This window comes from Algoriphagus winogradskyi (assembly GCF_900182815.1).
In the GTDB taxonomy this organism is placed as follows: domain Bacteria; phylum Bacteroidota; class Bacteroidia; order Cytophagales; family Cyclobacteriaceae; genus Algoriphagus; species Algoriphagus winogradskyi.
In genome coordinates this window covers 207393-229024 of record NZ_FXUA01000003.1, presented here as the reverse complement: position 1 = coordinate 229024, position 21632 = coordinate 207393, and the positions used below count along the sequence as shown (strand labels likewise).

General features: G+C 39.3%; 19 protein-coding genes. 7 read left to right on the top strand and 12 right to left on the bottom strand.

Annotated features, from left to right (window positions below; translation table 11 throughout):
* The first annotated feature begins 243 nt into the window (after positions 1-243).
* A complete protein-coding gene (locus QOL76_RS09515) occupies positions 244-1746 on the top strand; it encodes a hypothetical protein (protein ID WP_283412724.1) in 1503 nt (500 codons plus the stop codon).
* Positions 1747-2016: 270 nt separating this feature from the next.
* Here the strand turns inward: QOL76_RS09515 and QOL76_RS09510 are convergent, their stop codons facing one another.
* Together QOL76_RS09510 and QOL76_RS09505 are read right to left on the bottom strand one after the other, a co-directional pair.
* Complete coding sequence (locus QOL76_RS09510) at positions 2017-3540, bottom strand: arylsulfatase (RefSeq protein WP_283412723.1); 1524 nt, start codon at positions 3538-3540, stop codon at positions 2017-2019.
* Positions 3541-3686: 146 nt separating this feature from the next.
* Entirely contained in the window at positions 3687-4598 is a 912-nt protein-coding gene (locus QOL76_RS09505; RefSeq protein ID WP_283412722.1) for a sugar phosphate isomerase/epimerase family protein, read from the bottom strand.
* A gap of 159 nt (positions 4599-4757) precedes the next feature.
* Here QOL76_RS09505 and QOL76_RS09500 point away from each other — a divergent pair, with 159 nt between their 5' ends.
* The gene (locus tag QOL76_RS09500) at positions 4758-5423 is read left to right on the top strand and encodes an FAD-binding oxidoreductase (RefSeq protein WP_283412721.1); all 666 of its coding nucleotides are present in this window, start codon (positions 4758-4760) and stop codon (positions 5421-5423) included.
* 8 nt (positions 5424-5431) lie between these two features.
* Here QOL76_RS09500 and QOL76_RS09495 read toward each other — a convergent pair whose 3' ends face one another.
* The 8 genes from QOL76_RS09495 to QOL76_RS09460 all read right to left on the bottom strand — a co-directional run bounded on the left by QOL76_RS09495 (position 5432) and on the right by QOL76_RS09460 (position 12136).
* Entirely contained in the window at positions 5432-6691 is a 1260-nt protein-coding gene (locus QOL76_RS09495) for a cation:proton antiporter (protein WP_283412720.1), read from the bottom strand.
* A gap of 138 nt (positions 6692-6829) precedes the next feature.
* A complete protein-coding gene (locus tag QOL76_RS09490) occupies positions 6830-7555 on the bottom strand; it encodes a DoxX family protein (RefSeq protein ID WP_283412719.1) in 726 nt (241 codons plus the stop codon).
* Between the two features lie 39 nt (positions 7556-7594).
* The gene (gene creD / locus QOL76_RS09485) at positions 7595-8926 is read right to left on the bottom strand and encodes a cell envelope integrity protein CreD (protein ID WP_283412718.1); all 1332 of its coding nucleotides are present in this window, start codon (positions 8924-8926) and stop codon (positions 7595-7597) included.
* Between the two features lie 53 nt (positions 8927-8979).
* Positions 8980-9306 (bottom strand): hypothetical protein, encoded by a 327-nt coding sequence (locus QOL76_RS09480; RefSeq protein WP_283412717.1) that lies wholly within the window; start codon positions 9304-9306, stop codon positions 8980-8982.
* A 52-nt stretch (positions 9307-9358) separates the two neighbouring features.
* Complete coding sequence (locus tag QOL76_RS09475; protein WP_283412716.1) at positions 9359-9652, bottom strand: winged helix-turn-helix domain-containing protein; 294 nt, start codon at positions 9650-9652, stop codon at positions 9359-9361.
* Between the two features lies 1 nt (position 9653).
* A complete protein-coding gene (locus QOL76_RS09470) occupies positions 9654-10268 on the bottom strand; it encodes a hypothetical protein (RefSeq protein ID WP_283412715.1) in 615 nt (204 codons plus the stop codon).
* A 90-nt stretch (positions 10269-10358) separates the two neighbouring features.
* Entirely contained in the window at positions 10359-11054 is a 696-nt protein-coding gene (locus QOL76_RS09465; RefSeq protein WP_283412714.1) for a LytR/AlgR family response regulator transcription factor, read from the bottom strand.
* On the bottom strand, positions 11051-12136 hold the full coding sequence (locus QOL76_RS09460) for a sensor histidine kinase (RefSeq protein ID WP_283412713.1): 1086 nt from the start codon (positions 12134-12136) through the stop codon (positions 11051-11053). The genes QOL76_RS09465 and QOL76_RS09460 overlap by 4 nt, the downstream gene beginning before the upstream one ends.
* Before the next feature lie 211 nt (positions 12137-12347).
* Between QOL76_RS09460 and QOL76_RS09455 the strand changes: the two genes are divergently transcribed.
* From QOL76_RS09455 to QOL76_RS09445, 3 genes are read left to right on the top strand one after another with little or no spacing between them, the layout of a single operon-like run.
* Complete coding sequence (locus tag QOL76_RS09455; RefSeq protein WP_283412712.1) at positions 12348-12776, top strand: hypothetical protein; 429 nt, start codon at positions 12348-12350, stop codon at positions 12774-12776.
* A gap of 35 nt (positions 12777-12811) precedes the next feature.
* Positions 12812-14041 (top strand): alpha/beta hydrolase-fold protein, encoded by a 1230-nt coding sequence (locus QOL76_RS09450; protein WP_283412711.1) that lies wholly within the window; start codon positions 12812-12814, stop codon positions 14039-14041.
* 59 nt (positions 14042-14100) lie between these two features.
* The gene (locus QOL76_RS09445; RefSeq protein ID WP_283412710.1) at positions 14101-15453 is read left to right on the top strand and encodes an amidohydrolase family protein; all 1353 of its coding nucleotides are present in this window, start codon (positions 14101-14103) and stop codon (positions 15451-15453) included.
* Positions 15454-15484: 31 nt separating this feature from the next.
* Here QOL76_RS09445 and QOL76_RS09440 read toward each other — a convergent pair whose 3' ends face one another.
* Complete coding sequence (locus QOL76_RS09440) at positions 15485-17839, bottom strand: ABC transporter permease (protein ID WP_283412709.1); 2355 nt, start codon at positions 17837-17839, stop codon at positions 15485-15487.
* Positions 17840-18056: 217 nt separating this feature from the next.
* Positions 18057-18506: a nuclear transport factor 2 family protein gene (locus QOL76_RS09435; RefSeq protein ID WP_283412708.1), complete on the bottom strand. Its 450-nt coding sequence runs from the start codon at positions 18504-18506 to the stop codon at positions 18057-18059.
* Between the two features lie 405 nt (positions 18507-18911).
* Between QOL76_RS09435 and QOL76_RS09430 the strand changes: the two genes are divergently transcribed.
* Both QOL76_RS09430 and QOL76_RS09425 read left to right on the top strand, forming a co-directional pair.
* Entirely contained in the window at positions 18912-20174 is a 1263-nt protein-coding gene (locus QOL76_RS09430; protein ID WP_283412707.1) for a hypothetical protein, read from the top strand.
* A gap of 3 nt (positions 20175-20177) precedes the next feature.
* Entirely contained in the window at positions 20178-21632 is a 1455-nt protein-coding gene (locus tag QOL76_RS09425; protein ID WP_283412706.1) for a Dyp-type peroxidase, read from the top strand.

Below are 21632 nucleotides of genomic sequence, written 5' to 3'. Positions count from 1 at the left end.
CCCTGGCTTAGTACAAGTCAGGGTTTTTTTGTGCGCTTTTCCCTATCATTTTACTGGTCAATGCTTAAATTTACTAAGAGATTGAATATCAGCGGATTGAACTAATTTTATCTGCTTGGGTATTCTAAGGTTCCCGTTATTGGCTTGATTTTTTTCAGAGCAGTGCGGGATTGTATTTTCATAATCGTCTCAATTTTTTAAGAGACAAACGCTTTTTTTCAAATTTCATAACAATTAAAAACAATGGCTAAACTTAGAAATTTATCTATCACATCCCCGTTACTTTTTGCTTTACCCTTACGGAGTGAGTGGGCAGTAAACCCAATTGACATCAATAAACCAATCATGGCAGGAGACTGGGATGGAGCCGGAAGCCTCAAGTTCTCCCGAGGATTTGTGATGGCAAAAAATGATGCAAATTTCCTTTATCTCACCTTAGATGTGGTATCTGATACTGGGAATGATCCGAGTACGAACGATTACTTTTGGCTGTCTTTTGATAACAACCGTGATCGTAATATCACTTCAGGTGTAGATGTGAATTATGGCTTGTACCCTGGTCAGCCAAACAAGCTAGGTAAGCAAAAATACCTTGGACCTGGCCAGTGGACTGGTTTACTTTCAGATCCATCCAATTCGGCCGTAGTGCAGGAATTTGGCGCTAGCCCCAACTCAGACGATTCCCATAGAATCTGGAAGTTTAGAATACAGCTCAGTGAGATCAATGTGGCGTTATCTTGGCCGCTCAGTACTCCATACACTTATTTTGGTTTCAGAGTGAAGTCCAGCAATCCTGGCTTTACAACTGATTTTCCTGGTAATTTTTACAAGGATTTCACGAAACTTCGTCAGTTAATTCTTAGTAGAAAGCCGACAATTCCTGTAAAGGATTTGGGTCCTTTAGTAGGTAGTGTAGGTTTGATTCCAACTACCAAAATTTCTCCTACTACTGGTCGTGCAACAACAGATGCAGGATATTATCTAGCTGTGGAGAATGCTGCCTTTGGGGGTACTTTGAATTTGATAGGCAATCGTACCAAGCTGCAGCAGCTCTATTCTGCAGGAAATAGAAAATACAAAGTGGAAATTGCTGGTCCGGGGGGAGGTTCGTACACCAAATTGATTAGCAATTGGTCGAATTATCGCTGGACAGGCTCAACCTATGCCTTGGAGTCTTTTGCTCCCAATTCATTTGGCTATTATCAAATGACAAATCCCGCAACTGACTACTCGATAGATGATTTACTGATTCAGTTTCCGACTTCTGGTTTATTACCGGGCTTATATAGCGTGAAAGTCACTTTTTATATAGGAACGAGTTACACAGAATTGGATTCGCAAGTGTTGAGGTTGTATATAGACAATCACGTGCCAGACGTAGTGATACAAAGTGTGAAGCATGGCAGCAGCGAAGTTTCTGCCTGTGCGATCGAAACAATAGGCGCTGCTCCAGATGGTTTGAATTTCCGAATTACTGCCAATGATCCCGAAGGGAATCTTAGAGGAGTTAGTTTCTATGCGACTTATGGTTCAGGGCTTTCTACCAGTATTTATAGCGAAAGCTATACTCCGGCAAAAGGAAACTGGACAGGCTTCGTTAATAAGGTGATTCCCGCATCCGGAAATTGGAGACCACCGCAATCCTGTGCATACAGCTTTGTACTTGCAGCAAGTGCGAGGACTACCAACGGCTATTCTTGGATAGGGCACAATAATACCCATCGCAACTTGACACTTTTGGTTTAATTGGCTAAACATTAAATGGTTTCAACGCGAAAACCACTTCTACTAAGAAGTGGTTTTTTTAATTTCATGTAAATACCAGAAAATATGTCTAATCTTCTACAGGAATCATTTTTTGTTGTTTTGGTTTTTGCGGGATAGTTTGAAGACCAAATAGCCGATCCCAACAACAAAATGTAGGATCAGGATTCCGAAAATCAGGATTATTGTGGTATTTCCGTTCATTGACTAATCTATGACAAGAGGTTTGTTGCCAATAACTAAGTTTAGACTTTAATAAAGACTAACTCTGGTTTTCCAGTTTTGAAAATCAACTTCCATTTCCTTGGCAATTTCAGGTTGCAGTGTAATTATATTATTGGTTTCTGTTGGGTCACTATTAAGATTATACAATTCCCAGGGAGCATTTTTCCCATGGCTGACAAGTTTCCAGTCGCCTTTTCTCACGGCTTTGCCTACAGACCATTCCCAGAAAATAGGTTCTTGCCGTTGGGATTTTTCACCACGGATAGCGGGTAATAGGCTTTGTCCTTCAGCAGGCAAATTAGAATTTCCTTTGAACTCATTTGGGTATTTAGCACCTGCGAGTTCGGCCAGGGTAGGGAGAATGTCGATTAGATGGGCTGGAAAAGAGTTGATTTCATTTTGATGTCCCAAGCCTTTTGGCCATGAGACGATCAAGGGAGTTTTAATCCCTCCTTCAAACGAATAGTTTTTAAAGAATCGAAGAGGAGTGTTTCCAACATTTGCCCAATCTGCTCCAAGGGAAGTCCATTGTCCTACGGAACCGATTTCCCCGTTTCCAGGGATAGTTACTACTTCGGCTGAAGCACCGTTGTCCGAAAGGAATAGAAAAACAGTATTATCTAACTTGCCTTGTGTTCTTAGCTTCTGGATTATTTCTCCGATTTTTTGATCCATTCGATCAATCATCGCTGCATATACTTCCATTTTCAGCTCTTCTACTTGTCGCACTGAATCTGAAAGAGATTCCCATGGCTCATATGTTGGGTCGCTTAGCGCATAGCTTTCATCTATGATTCCTAGTTTTTTCTGCTTTTCAAATCGTTTTTTCCGGATAGCCTCATAGCCTTCTGCATATTTTCCTTTGTACTTCTCAATGTCTTCTGGCCAAGCCATTAGTGGATCATGCGGCGCTGTGTAAGCCAAATAAAGAAAAAATGGTTTCTTATCCTCTTTGTATTCGTCCAACCACTGCAAAGCATGCTTGGTGAAGTAATCGGTGGAATAATAATCTTGCGGCACTGAATAAGGCTGCATCAATTTCCTGTCATCGTAAAATGGGCGATCAGGTCTTTTTTGGGCAGGTTCTGGTTCATTCACACGCCGCGGGCCGGGATTGAAATGGTTTGAAGCGCCTTCTTTCAATCCATAATACCTATCAAAACCCCGGTCCATTGGATGATCGTAGCCATGGTGTTTTCCCGCCCACAACGTTCTATATCCAGTTGACTGGAGAAGTTCTCCGGCTGTGATTCCATTTTTCAGAGGCTGAAGGTAAGTGGCGCCATATCCAACCTGCTGAGCATACAAGCCTGTAATCAATGCTGCTCTAGAAGGATTGCACTTTGATGTATTATACATTTGGGTGAATCGGATGCCTCTGTCTGCTAACCAGTCTAAATTTGGAGTTTCTACCTCACTTCCGTAGCATCCGATATCTGACCATCCTAAGTCATCTGCTAGAATCAAGACAATATTTGGCTTTTCTTGCTGAGCCTTTCCAACCAAAGGAATAAAGAGCCAAAGCAGCAAAATAAAAATTGGGTTTTTCATAATCAGGTTATCGTTTTCGGGACACCGATTAAATTACTAAAAACATCTGAAATGAGGAGTGGGTTATTATTGAGTTTTAAAAGCAGGATCCTCAAAACGACAAAAGCCACCGATTAAGGTGGCTTTTAATTTATAAAAAGGGGGGATTATTTGAATCCAATCTCTTCTAAACCTTGATGGCTGATTTTGATTGCTTCCAAAGGGTCTAAATCGAAAGTATTGTCCTGCTCTACTAAGTAGAACTCCATTCCTGATTTATCCTTCTCTGCCAAGATTCTCTTGAAATCTATCGTACCAGTTCCCACAGGAGCAAAGTTACCTTCTTCATTCATGTCTTTCACATGCCAAGCAATGAAGCGCCCTGGATACTTTTCAAAATAGGTTAGCGGGTCAACATCTGCCTTCGTTACCCAGAAAAGATCCATCTGAAAGTTTACAAATTCGGGATTACATTTCTCCAAAAGTAAATCTTCGATCACTGTTCCATCCTCCAAAGTTTTGAATTCAAAATCATGATTATGGTAAAGTAACTTGACGCCTGCATTTGAACACTTTTCGCCCAAGGTATTCATGATATTAACCAATTCTTCTGGTGTACCCTTCATGCCCATTCCATCTTTTCCGGAAGTAAACATGCCCATAGGAGGTACAGGAATGACAAAATATTCTATTCCAGCAGCCTTTACGTCTGAAATCAATTGATCTGCATTCTCCAAATTAACCATGCCCATGTGCGCACTTTTCGCAGTCAGGCCAAGGGATTCTAAGTAGGATTTGAATTCAGTAGGGGTCATGCCGTAGAACTTCCCATCTGAATAATTAGCTGTTTCTACGTAAGCATAGCCGTTTTCTGCTACAGCTTTTAGCGTGCCTTTAGGGTCTTTCGACATAGCATCTCTCAATGTATAGAGAGCTAATCCACCAAAATTGGCTGATGCTACTTGTGTTTCTTCCATTGTTTCTTCCACCTCTTCAGTTCCTGTTTTGCTGGAACATGCCGTGAAAGCAAGAGATAGAATGAGTAATAAGAGGATGCTTTGATTTACTTGTTTTTTCATTTTTGAATAGGGGTTTTTCAAAGCTCAAGTTAGCTAATTCATATAAATATTGAAGATATTACTCAATTTACGTCCTCGGACTCGTAGCATTAAATAGGAAGTGACTAAACAAAAAACTTTGAATACGTATTATATAGTAACACCAACTATCTTATTTTAATGGCTTACGTTTCAAAACTAATTGATATCCAAAAACTAACACATGATGTAAAGCAGTATAAAGTGGAGAAGCCCAAGGGCTATTCTTTTACTCCAGGTCAAGCAACTGAAGTAGCTATTAACAAACCAGAGTGGAAAAAGGAAAAGCGGCCATTTACATTTACTTCTTTGCCAGAGGATGATTATTTGCAATTTGTAATAAAATCCTACGCTGATCACGATGGGGTGACCAATCAACTCGACCGATTAGTGGTAGGCGATGAGCTAATACTAGATGATTCCTGGGGAGCCATAAACTACAAAGGAAAGGGAGTATTTATAGCTGGAGGTGCTGGAGTTACCCCGTTTATCGCGATTATAAAGTCTTTGAAAGAAAAAGGAGAACTGTCTGGAAATCAACTTTTCTTTGCAAATAAGACTAAGCAGGATGTGATTTTGGAAAGCTATTTCAGAGAGACGTTAGGGAAAGACTTTGTTTCTATTCTTGAAAAGGAAAGTGCTAGTGGTCATGAAAATGGTCTCATTGATGAAGCGTTTTTAAAGGAACATGTACAGGACTATTCTCAGCACTTTTACGTTTGTGGACCTGGTCCAATGGTGAAAGCTATAAGTGAGACTTTAGAGCAATTAGGAGCAAGTCCAGGAGCTATTACTTTCGAGAAATAAGTTTTCTGTTACTTCGGATCGTCATTCTTGCTCATACCTATTACCCTTTTCACCAAAGGTCCTATTGTTAAACCTTGTCCTATGATTGAGAAAACCACAATTACATAGGTCACGGTTAGGAAGAGTTCTCGCTCCATTTGCGGCTCAAGAGATAAAGCTAATGCGATGGAAATTCCACCTCGGATTCCGCCCCAAGTCATCATCAAGCCTGTTTTAGGGATAAAGTCCAGTTGCTTTCTGAAAATTGCCACTGGCCCTGCCAACGATAAATATCTTGCGAGAAGAGCTACTGGAATTGCGATTAGCCCTAGAGTTAGGTACTCCTCGCTTGCAGTAATAATCAGGAGCTCCAGACCGATTAATACAAAGAGGACTGCGTTTAGTAGCACATCGATCAACTCCCAGAATTTATCCACGTAGTTATGTGTGGTCTCAGACCAGGCAATGGACGGAGATTTGTTTCCTATAAAAATCCCGGCTACCACTACGGCCAGCGGACCCGATACATGAAGGTAATGTGCTAGCATAGATAGCCCCATCACCAGCGCTAACGTGATGATTACTTCGGTTTCGTAGTGATCTATCACTTTCATCAGTCTAAATGTCAACCAGCCTGCGATCAGACCTAAGCCAATTCCTCCAGCCACCTCTTCGAGAAAAAGTAATCCGACTTCGCTTGCACTCACCGCACCGATTCCTTTCTGTGCTATTTTGAAAATCACTAGGAAAATAACCACACCCACGCCATCATTAAAAAGCGATTCGCCAACTATTTTGACTTCAAGTTTTTTAGGTGCATTGGCATCTTTAAGAATCCCCAAAACAGCAATAGGGTCCGTAGGAGAGATCAGAGCTCCAAACAATAGACAGTAGATGTAGTCGATTTCATGCCCAAAAAGAATGAAAACGTAGAACATCATGGTTCCCGCCAAAAAAGTGGAAATTAGCACACCGATAGTGGCAAAGACAGCAATCGGGGCTTTCATCGCTTTCAATGAATCCAGTTTGGTATGCAGCGCGCCAGCGAAAAGCAAAAAACTCAGCATCACATCCAACAAAGCAGTTTCGAAGTCGATAGAACCTATCAGCAACTCAGCTTCGTCGATGAAAAAGTGATTGATTTTACCTAAAATGGTGATGCCAAGTGTGAATACGATGGCAATAATCATCAAGCCAATCGTAAAAGGCAACTTCAGGAATTTAGTATTGATAAAGGCAAATACTGCTGATAGGACTATAAGAATGGTAATGATGCTAAAAATATCCATTGACTAGAAGTGGTTTTGATGGCATTTGCCAAAATACAACCATTTTATTGATTGAGTCAAAAAAGTGCAGGGATCATTCCCACAGAAGTCCCTGCAAGTATATGCATCTCCTGTTTTTATTTTAATGGATATAACAACCTACTTTTTGCTTTGATCAAATCTCTCTAGGCAATCATCCAAGGGGTTTCCATTGGTATGGACACATTCACAAAATTCAAATCCAGCTACCTCATATTCTTTTCCTACAAACTGTTTTTTGCAGGATTCTAAAGAATTCTGAGGCATCGCTTCATGCCCAAAACGTGAAAACAATACGGTGAAAACCAGGATTCCAATCACTCCTAAAAAGAACAGAAATGGAAACTTTTTATCGTATTTCTCAGGCTTTGGCACGCTTACTTCCTTCGAATATCGATTAAAAGGCAAGATGTATCTCAGCTTGTCGTAATGCCAAGCCAGAATGTAAAGATTGGCCAACACCATTAATGGCGACGTGACATAGGAGCCCACAAATCGAACTGCATATGAAAGCACCCAAATATTTACAATAATGGGCAAGTACAATATTGCTCCCATTAACACTGTGCGAGGAATAAGAAGTAAGATGGCAGCTAGCACCTGGGCCACACCAATGAACGTGTAGTAATACCCCGTGTGATGCAGAGCCTCCAAGTAGGAGCCCATGGGATGTATGACAGATAAACCGCTGGCAAATCGCTCACCAAGAATTTTCACCATTCCTGCTACTATAAATGCATAGGCTAGAAGGATTCTGCAACCGAGTTGAAACAACCAGTGCCATCTATTTCTCTTAATGCTGAAGTAATAGTTCTCTAATTTTTCAGGTAAATTTGATGATTTCATTTGCTATCAAATAAAGGTGTCAATCAGATCTACTCAGATTTATTTTTTATACCAATCGATTTTTCTCGAGATGAACATAGTCACGGCCAGCGCTATGAATAGCCCAATGCTTCCGATCAATAAGGCGTAGTCCTGTTGCTTTATGATCACAAAAATGAAAAGGTAAAAGGCAGAAAGAATTCCTGTGAAAATCCCTGTGGTTTTGAGTTGCGAAAAGAGGCTTTTGGAATAAAATGCTAGGAGTCCTACGGTAGCTAAACTCGAAATAAGGTATGCTGATGTGAAACCAAATTGCTCTGAAAGTGCTATCAACAGGGTGTAATAGAGGACAAGCGCAAAACCAACCAGAGTATATTGAAGCGGGTGAATTCTTCTTTTAGTAAAGGTCTCCATGAGGAACAATGCCAGAAAACTCAAGATAATGATGAGGATTGCATATTTCGAAGTTCGTATGCTCTGCTGGTATTGATCTACGGGCATTTTGAGACTTAAGCCAAAGGAACTTTCCAGAAAATTTGGCAGCGTGTTGGTGATTTCCTGGCCAAAAGGTCTGTTGAAATGGAGGACCTTCCATGTGCTCTCAAAACCTTCCTTGGTCAAAACTCTTTCTTCAGGTAAAAAGTCTCCCTGGAAACTCGGGTTAGGCCAGTTTCCACTGAGGTTCAAGGTGGTGGTTTTGCCTAAAGGAACAATATGAAACTCCTTGCTTCCTTTCAGCTTTATTTTTCCAGAGAATGTAAAATCATTTGATGCAGAATCTAGGGAAGCAGGGAATTGAAGACCCTTCAAGTTAGTTTGAGTATCAGTAAATGGTTCTGAAATAAGCGATTTGCTATCAAGTTTTAGGTCAGGATTTTCACCAATTCCTCTTAGATCACTCACGGAAATTAGAAAGGTGGCTTGATCCCAAAGTACTTGCTCAGTGGTTATATCAAGTTTTCCAAGTGCAATGGAGTTGAAGTTGGCTTTCAGGTCTAAATCGCCTCGGTAAACGACCACATCAAAAATGCCTCGATGAAGAGATTCGGCCTGAAGGTCCCCAGTGACGTCTAAAAGATCAGGCAGAAAATAAGCAGTTTGTAGTTCCTTAATTACCTTGGTTTCACCGTTGCTCTGTACTTCTCGGTACGTATGATAGGGTAGTGCCAGATAGGGACCAATTACAGTTTGCGCCCGAGACCATTTATCTGTCACTTCATTTTCCGTTTCTTGGAGACGGATTTGCCTTTCGTTAATTAAGTCCGTAATCAAGGCTTGAGGAATTAAAAGTAATAAGGCAATGAAGCCTATTACTAAAAGTTTTAAGCTGGTAGAGCGGGAAATCCAATCCTGAAATTTTTCGAGGATAGAAAGGTTTGATTCTTTTTCCATGATTTAGTGAGTTAAAGTGTGAGGTAAATTATAGGTAGGTGTATATGGAGATATTAATCCCAAAGCCCAACTAGGCTGAATGCGAAAACTGCACCGAGCCATATCCCTACGAAGTAGAGTAGAGTGCTGAAACTGATAGCCGCCAGTTTTCTTCCTCCAGAAGGAAACCAAATAAATCCCATGAGGTAGAAGAATAATCCTCCAAACAAACCTCCCAATGGGATAAAGGTGAGGGGGATATACATCCAGGATTCGAAATCCTCACTTTTGACCAGAATGAGAAACATAAGCCAGGAAAATGGAATGCAGGCTCCAATGAGTGCCGCTACTGCAGCTGATTTGGTTTGAATGCCTTTCAGAAACTCTATGCTTGTTTTCATTATTTTGTGTTTTGAAAGTACTTTGTATTTCAAAGTGAATGTTTAAATTTTTTTAGGTTTTGTTTTCTTTGATCAAATTTTCAAGGAATTCAAGATGGTCTTGAAATGCTGCTTTACCTTTGGCCGTTGCAGAATAATTGGTTAATGGTTTTCTGCCCAGGAATGATTTAGCTACAGAAATGTATTCTTGCTTCTCTAGGTTTTTCAGGTGCGAAGCCAGGTTGCCATCCGTCACATCTAGCAGCTCTTTGAATGAATTAAAATCAAATTCATCATTGACCATCAAGATGGACATGACCCGCAATCGGACCACATTTTCAAATGCCTTATCGTAATTCCCCTTCACCTTACCTGTCGTATTTGTAATACATCATCGCTCCGTAGATGACATGCAGTACTCCAAAACCTAATGACCAGGTGAGCAGGCCAAAACCTGGGAGGAATGCCGAGATAACTCCAAGCACAAGCTGACAATAGCCAAGGTATTTGATGTCGTTATGAGTGAAGTGGGAGGCATTCAGCAAACCCAATCCATAAAAGATCAAGGTTGTGGGAGCGACTACAGCGAGATGTCCTCTTGAAATCAAAGCCAAGCAAAAGACTCCACCAATTGCTATGGGTATAAATAGCGCTTGGATGAAACGTTTGCTTGCTGGAGTCCAGAATTTGGTAGACTTTTTCTTGCTGTTATTTTGACTCATCACCCAAGCAGTTCCTATAGATAGTAACAACACGATCAATGCAGTGATTAGCAACTTGCCAACTATCCCTTCATCACTGATCTTGTCTATGTTACTGCCATAAGGTACTTTTGGATAATAGATCCAGGTATAAGCAATCCCGGCTGCGATCAAAGCGTAGGTCCCTGCCAATATTCCAGAAAGTCCACTGAGGCTTAGGAAGCGAGTGCTTCGCTCCATCATAGACTTGATTTCGGCTAACTCTTGTTCAGGTTTTCGCATAGTTAAAAGTACTTTGAAATACAAAGTAAATTAGAAAAATCATTTTCTCACTATGGATGAGAAAATATTCAGAATTTTTAAGATTTATATTTATTCAAATTGCTGAAGCCTTTTCAAAACATCCTCTTTATAAGATCTGCTAATGGTCAAAGCCTTTCCATCTATTTCTAGAAATTCATGGGTATAGGAAGTGATGGCTGCGATATTTCCGATAAAGGATCGGTGGAATCTGATGAATTGATTTTCAGGAAGCTTTTTTTCGAAATTAGATAGGCTCTCGCGCACAACCGATACGCGATCAGTCAAATGAATCTTGATGTAGTCAGCAAAGCTTTCTATGTAAAGTATGTCCGCGAAGTTTACTTTTTCCATTTTTCGATCTTGACGAACAAACAAGAAATTGGGCTTTTCTTCAGTTGAATTTGCCCTGCTTTTCTCAATAGCCTCTCTTACTTTAGAAACTGATTTAAGAAATCTCTCAAAAGGAATGGGTTTCAGCAAATAGTCCGTTGCCTCAAGATTAAATCCCTCAATAGCATATTCCCGATAGGCAGTGGTGAAAATCACATGAATCTCCTGAGGGATGATTTTGGCGAAAGCCATCCCGTCAATTCCAGGCATATTGATGTCGAGGAATATTAAGTCGATTTGTTCAAGTTGTAGTACATTGAAAGCTTCGTTAGCATTGCTTGCGCACCCGATAAGGTTCAAATGATCAACCTTGGATATGAAGTCCTTCAGAATATTCTGGGCAATGGGTTCGTCGTCAACGATCAGGCAATTCATGAGCTCTTGGGATGATTTGTTTGTATGTGAAGGTTGACAATAAAGTAGCCATTCACTTTTTCGAAGGTAAAATTATGGGCTTTTGGATAGAGGAGTGCTAGGCGTTTTTGGATGTTTTGAAGTCCTATTCCAGAAGAAGTTAGTGTTTCATTCTGATCAGTTTCCTCTAAGGAGTTTTTTAGGAAGAAGTTTATATCACCCTCACTAGCCTCTATTCTTAATTCTACAAAAGCGTCATTTCCCTGGGACTTTCCATGTTTGAAACTGTTTTCCAGCAAAGGAAGAAAAAGCATAGGAGCGATCATTTGGCTGCTTAAATTATCTGGAAAAGTCGATTTGATTTTCAGTTTTTCCCCATGTCTCAACTTTTCCAAATCCAGGTAATCCTTCAAATGATCGATCTCATCTTGTAAGGGAACCATAGACTTTTTGGTTTGGTACAAGATATAGTCCAATAGATTAGAGAGTTTAAGTATCAACTCAGGTGTTTGATTGCTTTTTAAAATTGCTGAGCCATAAATCGTATTTAGTGTATTGAATAAAAAATGTGGATGAATCTGCATTTTGAGGTAGGAGAGTTCGTCTTGTTTTAGTTGAAGTTCACCATTTACCAGCGCATATTGTAGATCCTGATTTCGCAGGTGAATTTTATAGCTTTCTCGGTAAGCAGAAAATAAGGAAGTCAATAACACAATAATATATACCCCAATGATGATGAGGTAAAGATTCTTGCTCAGCATAAAGTCACTATCCATTGTCTCCAAAGAGTTAATGAAAATAAAGCCATAAAAGGAGGATAAGGCAATTAAGAAAAATGAAATAACTAGGGTGTAAACCGTGTATAGCGCAAACCAGAAGTACTTTTGCCGAAATAGGTATTCTGGAATAAGGTGAAAACTGAATACATTAACCATTCCCATGGTAACTGGGAGTAAAAAGACTCCGAAAGTAAAGGCAGGAGCGAGATCGGAAATAGTAATGCCGAAGTAAAAAGTAAAGAACAAAAGAGTGCCTAAACAGATCGATAACTGTTCCAGTAGCTTCTTTGATACCTGAATTAACAACCGCTTATTATTCTTCATTGAAACGGACAAGGTCTTGTAAAAATTTGTATTTGCAAAGAATTTGCGATGGTTGACGGGTTTTGCTGGATAGGCAACATTGAGTAGCTGGTATTTTTCAAAACCAAACGAATTCCTGTCAATTTGGTAGTTTAGTCAGTTGTTGGTCGCAAAATCTTATTTGAGAATACCAAGTACTGTAAACTTGTATCATCAACTAACCACAAAATCTATGTACACCATCACAGCTATTTTAACTCAGAAATTGGTTCTATCAAATGTAATCATTGAAAGATTTGTAGAAGGAGGATTGATCGGGATGTTACTTATTTTAGCCTGTTCACTGCTAGCGGTTTTTTTTACGCTGAAGGCCATTGCCAATCTGAATGGGGAGGTGGCTACTTTTTTGAAGTATAAAAAGCTGATCAACCAAGCAGTACTTCTCGGATTGGTGATTTCATTTGCCAACAGTTTAATGGGCTTGATCCAGGGGTTTGATGCCCTAGAGGCAACTGGCGGCGCGGATCCAGCTATCCTGGCAGGTGGATTAAAAATCACCTTGCTCTCACCCTTATTTGGATTAATAGTCTTTATTCTGGGGTATTCTACCACTTTTATCCTGAGCTGGATTAGAAAAGTAGAAATAGAAGAAGCCAAATAAATTTCCATTTAAAGTATTTCCCTAACACCATTCTGATGTCATCCCTGATTCAAAAAGCAGTGCTTTGTCTTGCTATCTTGTTTAGCATAATAAGTGAAACTAATGCCCAATTCCTTTCCCAGATAGGCTTAAAAGACTCTGTTTATTCAGAGGTTTTAAATGAGTCCAGACAATTTTTTGTACAATTTCCTGAGAAATTTGACCCTCAGAGTGATAAGAAATATCCTGTTGCGTTTATTCTGGATGGGGAAATTCTGTTTCCGGCTCTTACAGTGACTCAAAAGTTTTATATGGGTGGTTTTTTGCCGGATATGATCCTAATCGGAGTTTCTAATCAAGAAAATAGAACCAGAGATTTGACTCCTTCAGTTGTCGAGCCAAGCTATGGTCCGAATGGAGGGGCCGCTCAATTTTTGAGATTCCTAGGAGAGGAATTGATTCCATATGTGGAAGAAAACTATCCGGCCAGCGATTATAGAACGTTAATCGGACATTCTTATGGCGGACTCTTTTCGATCTATACTTTGATCCATCAGCCCGAACTTTTTGAGAATTATTTGGCGATTGATCCGAGTTTGGATTGGGATGATCAATTGATGCTAAAGCAAGCCAAGGAAGCATTTACGAAAGAAGGTCTGAATGGAAAATCGCTCTATATTTCTCTAAGTGGTCAGCTGCATATGCAAAAGCCAGAAATCACTATTGACAATGTCATGGATGACGATTCTGAATTCACCATGTTTGCCCGAAGCAATATTGCCTTTGCTGAGCTTTGCCGAGTTTATTCAGATCAAGGATTAGCGTTTGATTGGGAGATTTTCCCTAAAGACCTTCATGGAACCGTACCTCTACCTTCCTTAAGAAATGGGATGATTTCTCTTTTTGATTGGTTTCAAATGGAAAAAACCGAATTATTTAATATTCCTGAAACGCCCACCTCAGAATTACTCGATATCTTGAATTATAGAGCAGAGAAGCTAAGGAGTCATTTTGGTTTTGAAGTGCCACCCTTTCCTGAAGATTTGATCACCATTTCAGGTTATATGAATATGGATATGGGGCAAATGGAAAAGGCGAAAATGTTCTTTGATCAGGGGCTCAAATATTTTCCCAAAAGTGCCAATATGTATGATTCTATGGCTGATTATTTTGAAGCAAATAACGACATAGTGAGCGCTCTGGAATTTGTAAAAAAGGCCTACGAGATCTCTGGGAGTGATTATCACAGAGATAGAATGGGGGAGCTGACTTTGAAGATCAAATAATACTGGAAGGGATTTCTGTATATTCAGTATTCATTTTTAACGCAAACTCCTTTCTAAACATGACAAAATCCCTTTTCCTTATCATATTTTTTATCCTTTTGGTAAGTTTCCAAACCTACTCCCAGAACCTTGTGATCAGAGGAGGTTGGGTGTTTGATACTGATAGTAAAAGTTTTCAAAAGAACTCAGGGATTTTTATTGGAGATGGGCTTTTTAGAAATGGAGAAGGAATAAAAGATTGGGAGGTTCTCAGTTTAAGTGATGAGGATTATGTGCTTCCGGGCTTAATTGATTTGCATGCACATTACAGAGTGAGCTATGCCAATAAAGCCTTTGATGATACGGTAGCTATGCCCAAGATTTTTCTTGCCAATGGCATTACCAGTACTTTTCCTGCTGGAGAAATTGAGCCTGAGAAAATGTGGGATCTTCAAGAGGCGATCGATGCCAATAAAAGGCTTGGGCCTAGAATCCTGCACTCTGGACCGTATTTTGGTTCGGCGGCTCCTGATTGGAACCCTGATTTTACTGAGAAACAAATCCGAGATCGAGTGGATTATTGGGCAAAAAGAGGTGCAATTGGTTTCAAAGCTAAAGGGATTTCAAAAGAGCATCTTGCAATTCTAATCGACCAAGCTCATAAGCATAATCTTACGGTAACCGGACATTTGGATTCTGGATTTAGAAACTCGGTCAATCCTCAGGATGCGATCAAAATTGGGATTGATCGAGTAGAGCATTTCTTGGGAGGAGATTTGTTGGTGACCACTACCAATGCTTATAATAGTTTGAAAGACCTAGACCCTGCAGATCCCAGACTGGAAGAAATCATTCAATTGTATATCAAAAACGGAGTTTATTTCGATGCTACTCTTGGAACGTACGGGGCGATTGGAATGATAGATTCTCCAATATTTGAAGATTGGGCAAATGAAGCGCAGTATTTGACTCCATTTTCTCAAAAGATTATAGCTGATGTGAAACCCTCGAGTTTCAATGAACTTTGTGCCTTAATATATCCAGTAAAACAAGGAACCCTTTTGAGGTATTATGAGGCAGGAGGCTTGATCACAATAGGTACGGATCGTCCTTTGTTATTGGATAATTATTTGGGTGGAGGGATCGGTGGTTTCTTTATTCATAGGGAAATGGCAGCCATGGTGGAAATTGGAATTCCAGCTGCCGAAGTACTTTACTATGCTACCCAGCAAAACGCTGAGGCTTTTCGAATAGACGACCGTGCCGGTAGCATTAGCCCTGGAAAGTGGGGAGATTTAATGATAATCAAAGGGAACCCAATAGAGGATATCAATCGAACCCGATCCGTTCATACTGTGGTTAAAGCGGGAAAAGTGTTCGATTCAAAAACGCTGCTGGAAGCTGCAAAAGGTAAATTGGGGCCTGTTGAATAGAAAATGTTATTTTCCATCTCTTAACAAAACCCTACTCCTCATTCTGAAGGGAATTCACAGGATTTGACCAGGCGGTTTTGATCGCATGATATCCGACGGATAGGAGTGTAAGTCCCAGCATCAGCATGCCAGTGAAAAAGAACAATGTCCAATGTATCTCTGTATGAAAAGTGAAGTTGGATAAGAATTCCCTTATAACATACCAAGCGATAGGAAAGCCAATCAGTAAGCTGGCAAAGACTAAAATAGCAAAGTCGCTACATAATAATAGAGAAAGACTTTTGGAAGAGGCGCCAAGGACTTTTCTAATTCCAATTTCTTTGGTTCTTCGTTCTGCTGTGAATGAAGCCAAACCAAAAAGACCCAAACCAGAGATTAAAATTGCAATGATTGTAAAAGAAAGAGCGAGTTTGCCTATGACTTGTTCATTTTGATATTCTCTTTCAAAAACCTCCTCTAGAAAAGAAAATTCAAAAGGATATTCCGGATTGTATTTTTTAAAAACTCCTTTTACTTGGTCAATTAATCCAGCCTTGGAAGCTTGATTGGAAACTTTGATGAAATAGTGTGAACCAAGATTTTCAGAAAACATGAAAATCATCGGTTCAATATCAAACTTCAGGTTATCGTTATGAAAGTCTTCTGAAACTCCAATGATTTGACCTTTTCCATGCCACATTTCCAATTCAGTACCGACTGCAGTTTCAAGATCCAACCCCATCGCTTCTACAGCTTTTTTATTGATGATGTAATTCGAGGCATCTTGAGCACCTAAGAAATTTCTGCCATTACTTATAGGGATGTTTAGTGTAGGAATAAATGCCTCGTCGCATCGATAAATTTTAAAATTGATGTTTGAATTTTCAGGTTTTCCAGTCCAAACGGGATCATTTGTGGTGATTGGAACGGTAAAAATGCTGTTCCCACCAAAGGCAATATTTTCGATTCCTGGAAGCTGAAGTAATTCATTTTTTATCCCCTCATAGCTTTTGACAATGCCTTCATTTTGATCAATGAGGAGGATGTTTTCTTTATTAAATCCAAGATTCCGGTTGCTGATAAAATTTATTTGCTGATAAATAGCAATACTTCCCACGATCAATATGGCCGAAGTAGAAAATTGGGCAATGACCAGAATTCTTCGCAAAGTCTGTCCTTTTAGAATCGATTTATTATCTCCTTTCAAAACAGAAATAGGTTTGAAGCGGGATAAAATAAATGCAGGGTAGGCCCCAGAAAGAACTCCGGTAATGATGGTAATAGACACTAAACCTAGTAGGAAAATAGGGTTGGTTAGGTCAAGGGCTAGATTTTTTCCTGTGAGTTGATTAAAAAAGGGAAGGAGCAATTGCACCAAAAGGATCGCTAAAATTAATGCTATCCAAGAGACCAAAATAGATTCAGTAATAAATTGAATTACGAGTTCAGATTTATTTGCACCTATAGATTTACGGATTCCTACTTCCCGACCTCTTGAACCTGATCTTGCAGTTGCAAGGTTGATGAAATTGATGCATGCCATGATTAGAATTACAATAGCTACAATCCCAAAAAGATAAATTTGTTGAATTCTTCCGCCAATATTCACCCCATTTTCAAATTCTCCATGAAGTCGAAGCTTATGGTAAGGATAAAGAAATGGCTGGCTAGTGCATTCTGTACAGTTTTTTTGTATCAGATTAGCAATTTTATCAGTAGGGATTTCTGAATTCTCACTCAGCAAGACTGTCGTTCTCGATCCACCACTTGCCCAGTTTTGCATCCATGGATTCTCTTGTAGATAGAGATCAAAAGGAGCAACGAAATCAAATTGTAGGGAAGAATTATCAGGGATGTTTTTGAATACACCAGCCACCGTCAATTCCTGATCTTGCCCAAGTAGAATAGTTTTTTCTAATGAGGTTTCATCCTTGAAAAGCTTTTTCGCCAAGTCTTCAGAAATATACACGCTGTTTAACTTATTCTGAATGTTATCAACGCTGCCTTTTACCAATGGAAAACTAAAGACCCTGAAAAAATTGGGATCAGCATAAATTCCTATTTCATTAAAGCCCTCAGCTTTATGCTTTACCAATACAGCACTTTCAAAACTGTATTGAGTCGCTAGTTCTATTTCAGGAATTTCATTGACAAGAGTTTCTTTCAGTCTGGATGGATTAGCGGGATAGGTATCAATAATTCCATCTGGTCTTTCGCTATTAACCATGACACTATAGATTCTATCGCTTTCAATATGAAACTTATCAAACGATAGTTCATCTAGGATCCACAAAAAGATAAAAATGCTTGCTACTATTCCAGATGTTAAGCCAAGAATATTGATCAAGGTATAGCCCTTCTGTCGTCTCAGATTTCTAAAAGATGTCTTCAGATAATTTTTCCACATGGTATTCTCAAATTTTGGAGAAACAAATCTGTATCTCTTTTTTGCTTCCACACAAAAAACCAAAAGGCATGCCTTCCCTAAACCCGGATAGAGAGCTTGAGAGAAGCTTTTTCAAATTGTGATAATAAAATCCGCGGACAATTTTGTTCGGTTTTGGGAAAGACCTAAGATTAAAAAAAACTTCGTAAAGGTTGATTTTGTCTAAAGCTTTGATCCACTATTCCTCTTCAGGAACCGCCATGGTGTGATTTCCAACTAAAAGGCACTGTCCATCTATTTCCATATAGGTTCGCATGAAGTGGTATCGTGTAGGAGTAGGGCCTCTATCTACTATTGTGAATCCAGTAACAATAGCCACATTTCCTGTAATGGCGACTTTCACGTCACTTTGAACCCTAGATCGTGTGTTGCTCGTTCCATTGGCAGCTTGAGTTTCTGCTCTCTTTATAGCGGCAGCTTTCGTATCAACCATTGAAGCATGATTGTGCACCCAGACAAAATTCTCTGCAAGTCTACTTTTGAAAAATTCCGGATCAGGTTTTAAGTTCATCTCTTCCCACTTTGCATCTAAGGCTTTGATGTTAGCTTCCGTCATACAAGTTTGTTGTGCAGTGGCTGTAAAACTTGCTAGGAGAAATAGGATAAATACTATATAGGATGATTTCATTGTAACTGCGGTGTTAATTATAATTAAGAATTGCTTTAAAGATATTTAGAATTGGATGGTTATCTAAACTTGCTTCATCGTTTTGTCCATATTAATTCATTTTATAAGTAATCGACGATTTTTCTAATTTCCTGATTCCTCTCTTATAGGATTATTCTTAGATCAAAATTGTGATAATGGATAATTAATTTTATATTGAAAGAGGCATTGTTAGTATTTTTAAAGTAGGCCTTTCACCAATAATTAACGGTTAGAAATCTTTTCTTGAAATGAGCATGAAACCAATTTCTACTTTTAGTTTTTCAAGGGAATTGGTCCAAATAAGCTTGTTTTCACCTTATTTATTTGACTTTCAGGGCTATGGTTTTTTTAAATATTAAATTAGTTATAGGTTAATAAATCTATATGCAACAAAACTCAACTACTATTCTGGTTCCTGTAATCGCTGATAAGGTTCAGGGTTTACTAGACCAATTGGTAGAAATCAAACGGAATTCCAAGGAAGGTATCTCCAAAGAATTTGATGCTTTGTCCATCATACATTATGCTCGATGGGTCGTGATAGATCATGGGAAGTCTTATATAAATGATGAGAAGAAAAGAAACCCGAAGTTACTTTTTGTGATAGATTACGATGGGGAGGAAGGAGAAATGCTCCATAAAGTCAGCGAAATTTCCAGTACCATATTGGATTTAGTTTATGTTTTTTGTGAAGGCTATCCACCATTAAATACAGTAAACACAGCCAGTAGGAAATCCTTTTTGGCCAGTCATGTGATCAAAGATGCAGCTGTTTACATAGGAGCTCCGGGAAGGTCTGTTTTGCAGATACAAAAGGAAAAAAAGCTTCGGGATTTTATCCGTGATTTTATCGATTCTAGGACTTGGGAAGATGTTTCACCTGATACTGTACATAGGAAAATTAAAGAAGAGGTATTAGCTAATCCCGATTTCTCGTATTTGAAAGAGGAAAGAGTTTCAATGCCTCATATCAATTATTTCGGGGTAGTTTTATTAGGAATTTGCTTGCTCGCCTTATTGCCCTTTATCATTATTTTATTGTTGATTGTACACTTCTTTTACGAGCGAAAAGATGAGAATTTCACAAAAAAGAGAAGCCAGTTAGACAATGACTTTTTGACTGAATTGGAAGTGTATGAAGATTTCAAAAATCAAAATCAATTTACCCAGCTCGTAGATATGAAAGAAGGGAATGTCCGTCTTTTAGCAATTAAGTTCATGTTTTTGCTTTCTAATTTCCTCATCAAATTCATCTTCACTCAGGGTAAATTAATGGGTATCCCTACGATTCACTTTGCTAAATGGGTTATGTTTGAGAAAAATTCCCGAGTCCTGTTTTTCTCCAATTTCGATGGGAGTTGGCAGCAATATCTTGGAGATTTCATCGATAATAGCGGTTGGGGACTTACTGGGATTTTCTCCAATACCAAGGTTTTCCCAAAGACAAACTTTCTAATTACTGGTGGTGCTTACAAGGAAGAGTACTTTTTGGCTTGGAGCCGCAATTCCGAGCTAGTGACTAATTTTTGGTACACAGCATATCCTGACCTCTCCATAAAAAATGTCAATAATAACACCCGAATTAGGGTTCAATTGATGAAAACACTTTCAGAGCGTCAGGCTGCCAAATTTCTTAAACTCCTATAGACTATGACAAGGCTAGAACTAGAAAATATCCAAGGTTATCTTATCCGCGGGTATGCTCATATGCTGTATTCGAGGTTTGTTTATTTACAGATTTCAGATGCTAAGTCATTCAAAAAATGGTTGTCACAGTCGTGGAAGGAAATGACATCAGCAAGACATATACCTGATAAGTCCAAAATCTCTTCTACGCATTTGAATATTGCTTTTACTCATGCTGGATTAGGAAAGTTGGGGTTGCATGAAGAGAATCTTGGTGCATTTTCTAGAGAATTTAGACAAGGGATGGTTTCTGACCATAGAACCAGATTATTGGGAGATTTTGGCACCAGTCGACCGGAAGTTTGGAATTGGGGAGGACCTCGTAATGAAACCATCCATCTCTGTTTAATGGTGTTTGGAAATGATAAATCTGCAAACGATGATCTTGAAAAAGATAAAATCGTGTGTTTAAATTATTATGATGCGTTAGCATCCCAGTTTGATGCAATTGGGGTTAAGGAACTCTTCTATGTAGATGGTCAAACTCAGCCAGATAATAAAGAACACTTTGGGTTTAGAGACGGAATATCTCAACCAATCATCGAAGGCTCTGGCAGAGTAGGAGATAAAGATGATGTCATCAAAGCGGGGGAGTTTCTATTTGGTTACAAAAACGAATTTGGTGTATATCCGGACACGCCTTTGATTGTAAAAGATCAAGGAGATTTGAATTTACTAACACCTGATGCAGGTGGGAGCGGTCACAAGGACATAGGAAAAGATGGGACTTTCATGGTGATGCGCCAATTGGATCAGGATGTAAATAAGTTTTGGGGTTATTTGAACGAAAAAACGAAAAATCCAGATGGTTCAATTAATGTAGCCGAGAGCTTAAAGTTGGGTGCAAAGTTTATGGGAAGATGGCAGAGTGGTGCACCAGTTACCCTTTTTCCAGATAGCGATCCTGGGCCCTATAGTGATGTCAATGATTTTGGCTATGCTAAATTTGATAAGGATGGTTTGAAGTGCCCGTTTGGGTCACACTTAAGAAGAACAAATCCAAGAGACAATGTGGATGACCATGGCAAAAAAGAATCGCTAAAACTGAGTAAGCAGCATAGAATAATCAGACGAGCGAGGCTTTATGGAGAAATCTATGAGGGATCTCCTACCAATACTACTCCAAAAGGAGATGTTGGACTTTTGTTTATTTGCTTCAATGCAGATATCAGCCGTCAGTTTGAATTTCTCCAATATACCTGGGCAAATCTCCCGAAAAACAAGGAACTGTATAATGACCCGGATCCAATTATTGGCGTAAAGGAAACAGTCGAGCCTGGAGAAGAACAGAATTTCACTGTGCAAGATGAACCGGTAAGCAAAACGATTAAGGATCTGCCAAGAGTGATCACAGTGAAGGGTGGAGCCTATTTCTTTTTTCCATCTATAAATGTACTCCGATATCTATCTACGATTTAA

Excerpts from the sequence above, each read along its gene's own strand:
- QOL76_RS09515 (WP_283412724.1), top strand. The coding sequence starts at position 244 with ATGGCTAAACTTAGAAATTTATCTATCACATCCCCGTTACTTTTTGCT.
- QOL76_RS09510 (WP_283412723.1), bottom strand. The coding sequence starts at position 3,540 with ATGAAAAACCCAATTTTTATTTTGCTGCTTTGGCTCTTTATTCCTTTG.
- QOL76_RS09505 (WP_283412722.1), bottom strand. The coding sequence starts at position 4,598 with ATGAAAAAACAAGTAAATCAAAGCATCCTCTTATTACTCATTCTATCT.
- QOL76_RS09500 (WP_283412721.1), top strand. The coding sequence starts at position 4,758 with ATGGCTTACGTTTCAAAACTAATTGATATCCAAAAACTAACACATGAT.
- QOL76_RS09495 (WP_283412720.1), bottom strand. The coding sequence starts at position 6,691 with ATGGATATTTTTAGCATCATTACCATTCTTATAGTCCTATCAGCAGTA.
- QOL76_RS09490 (WP_283412719.1), bottom strand. The coding sequence starts at position 7,555 with ATGAAATCATCAAATTTACCTGAAAAATTAGAGAACTATTACTTCAGC.
- creD (WP_283412718.1), bottom strand. The coding sequence starts at position 8,926 with ATGGAAAAAGAATCAAACCTTTCTATCCTCGAAAAATTTCAGGATTGG.
- QOL76_RS09480 (WP_283412717.1), bottom strand. The coding sequence starts at position 9,306 with ATGAAAACAAGCATAGAGTTTCTGAAAGGCATTCAAACCAAATCAGCT.
- QOL76_RS09470 (WP_283412715.1), bottom strand. The coding sequence starts at position 10,268 with ATGCGAAAACCTGAACAAGAGTTAGCCGAAATCAAGTCTATGATGGAG.
- QOL76_RS09465 (WP_283412714.1), bottom strand. The coding sequence starts at position 11,054 with ATGAATTGCCTGATCGTTGACGACGAACCCATTGCCCAGAATATTCTG.
- QOL76_RS09460 (WP_283412713.1), bottom strand. The coding sequence starts at position 12,136 with ATGAAGAATAATAAGCGGTTGTTAATTCAGGTATCAAAGAAGCTACTG.
- QOL76_RS09455 (WP_283412712.1), top strand. The coding sequence starts at position 12,348 with ATGTACACCATCACAGCTATTTTAACTCAGAAATTGGTTCTATCAAAT.
- QOL76_RS09450 (WP_283412711.1), top strand. The coding sequence starts at position 12,812 with ATGTCATCCCTGATTCAAAAAGCAGTGCTTTGTCTTGCTATCTTGTTT.
- QOL76_RS09445 (WP_283412710.1), top strand. The coding sequence starts at position 14,101 with ATGACAAAATCCCTTTTCCTTATCATATTTTTTATCCTTTTGGTAAGT.
- QOL76_RS09440 (WP_283412709.1), bottom strand. The coding sequence starts at position 17,839 with ATGTGGAAAAATTATCTGAAGACATCTTTTAGAAATCTGAGACGACAG.
- QOL76_RS09435 (WP_283412708.1), bottom strand. The coding sequence starts at position 18,506 with ATGAAATCATCCTATATAGTATTTATCCTATTTCTCCTAGCAAGTTTT.
- QOL76_RS09430 (WP_283412707.1), top strand. The coding sequence starts at position 18,912 with ATGCAACAAAACTCAACTACTATTCTGGTTCCTGTAATCGCTGATAAG.
- QOL76_RS09425 (WP_283412706.1), top strand. The coding sequence starts at position 20,178 with ATGACAAGGCTAGAACTAGAAAATATCCAAGGTTATCTTATCCGCGGG.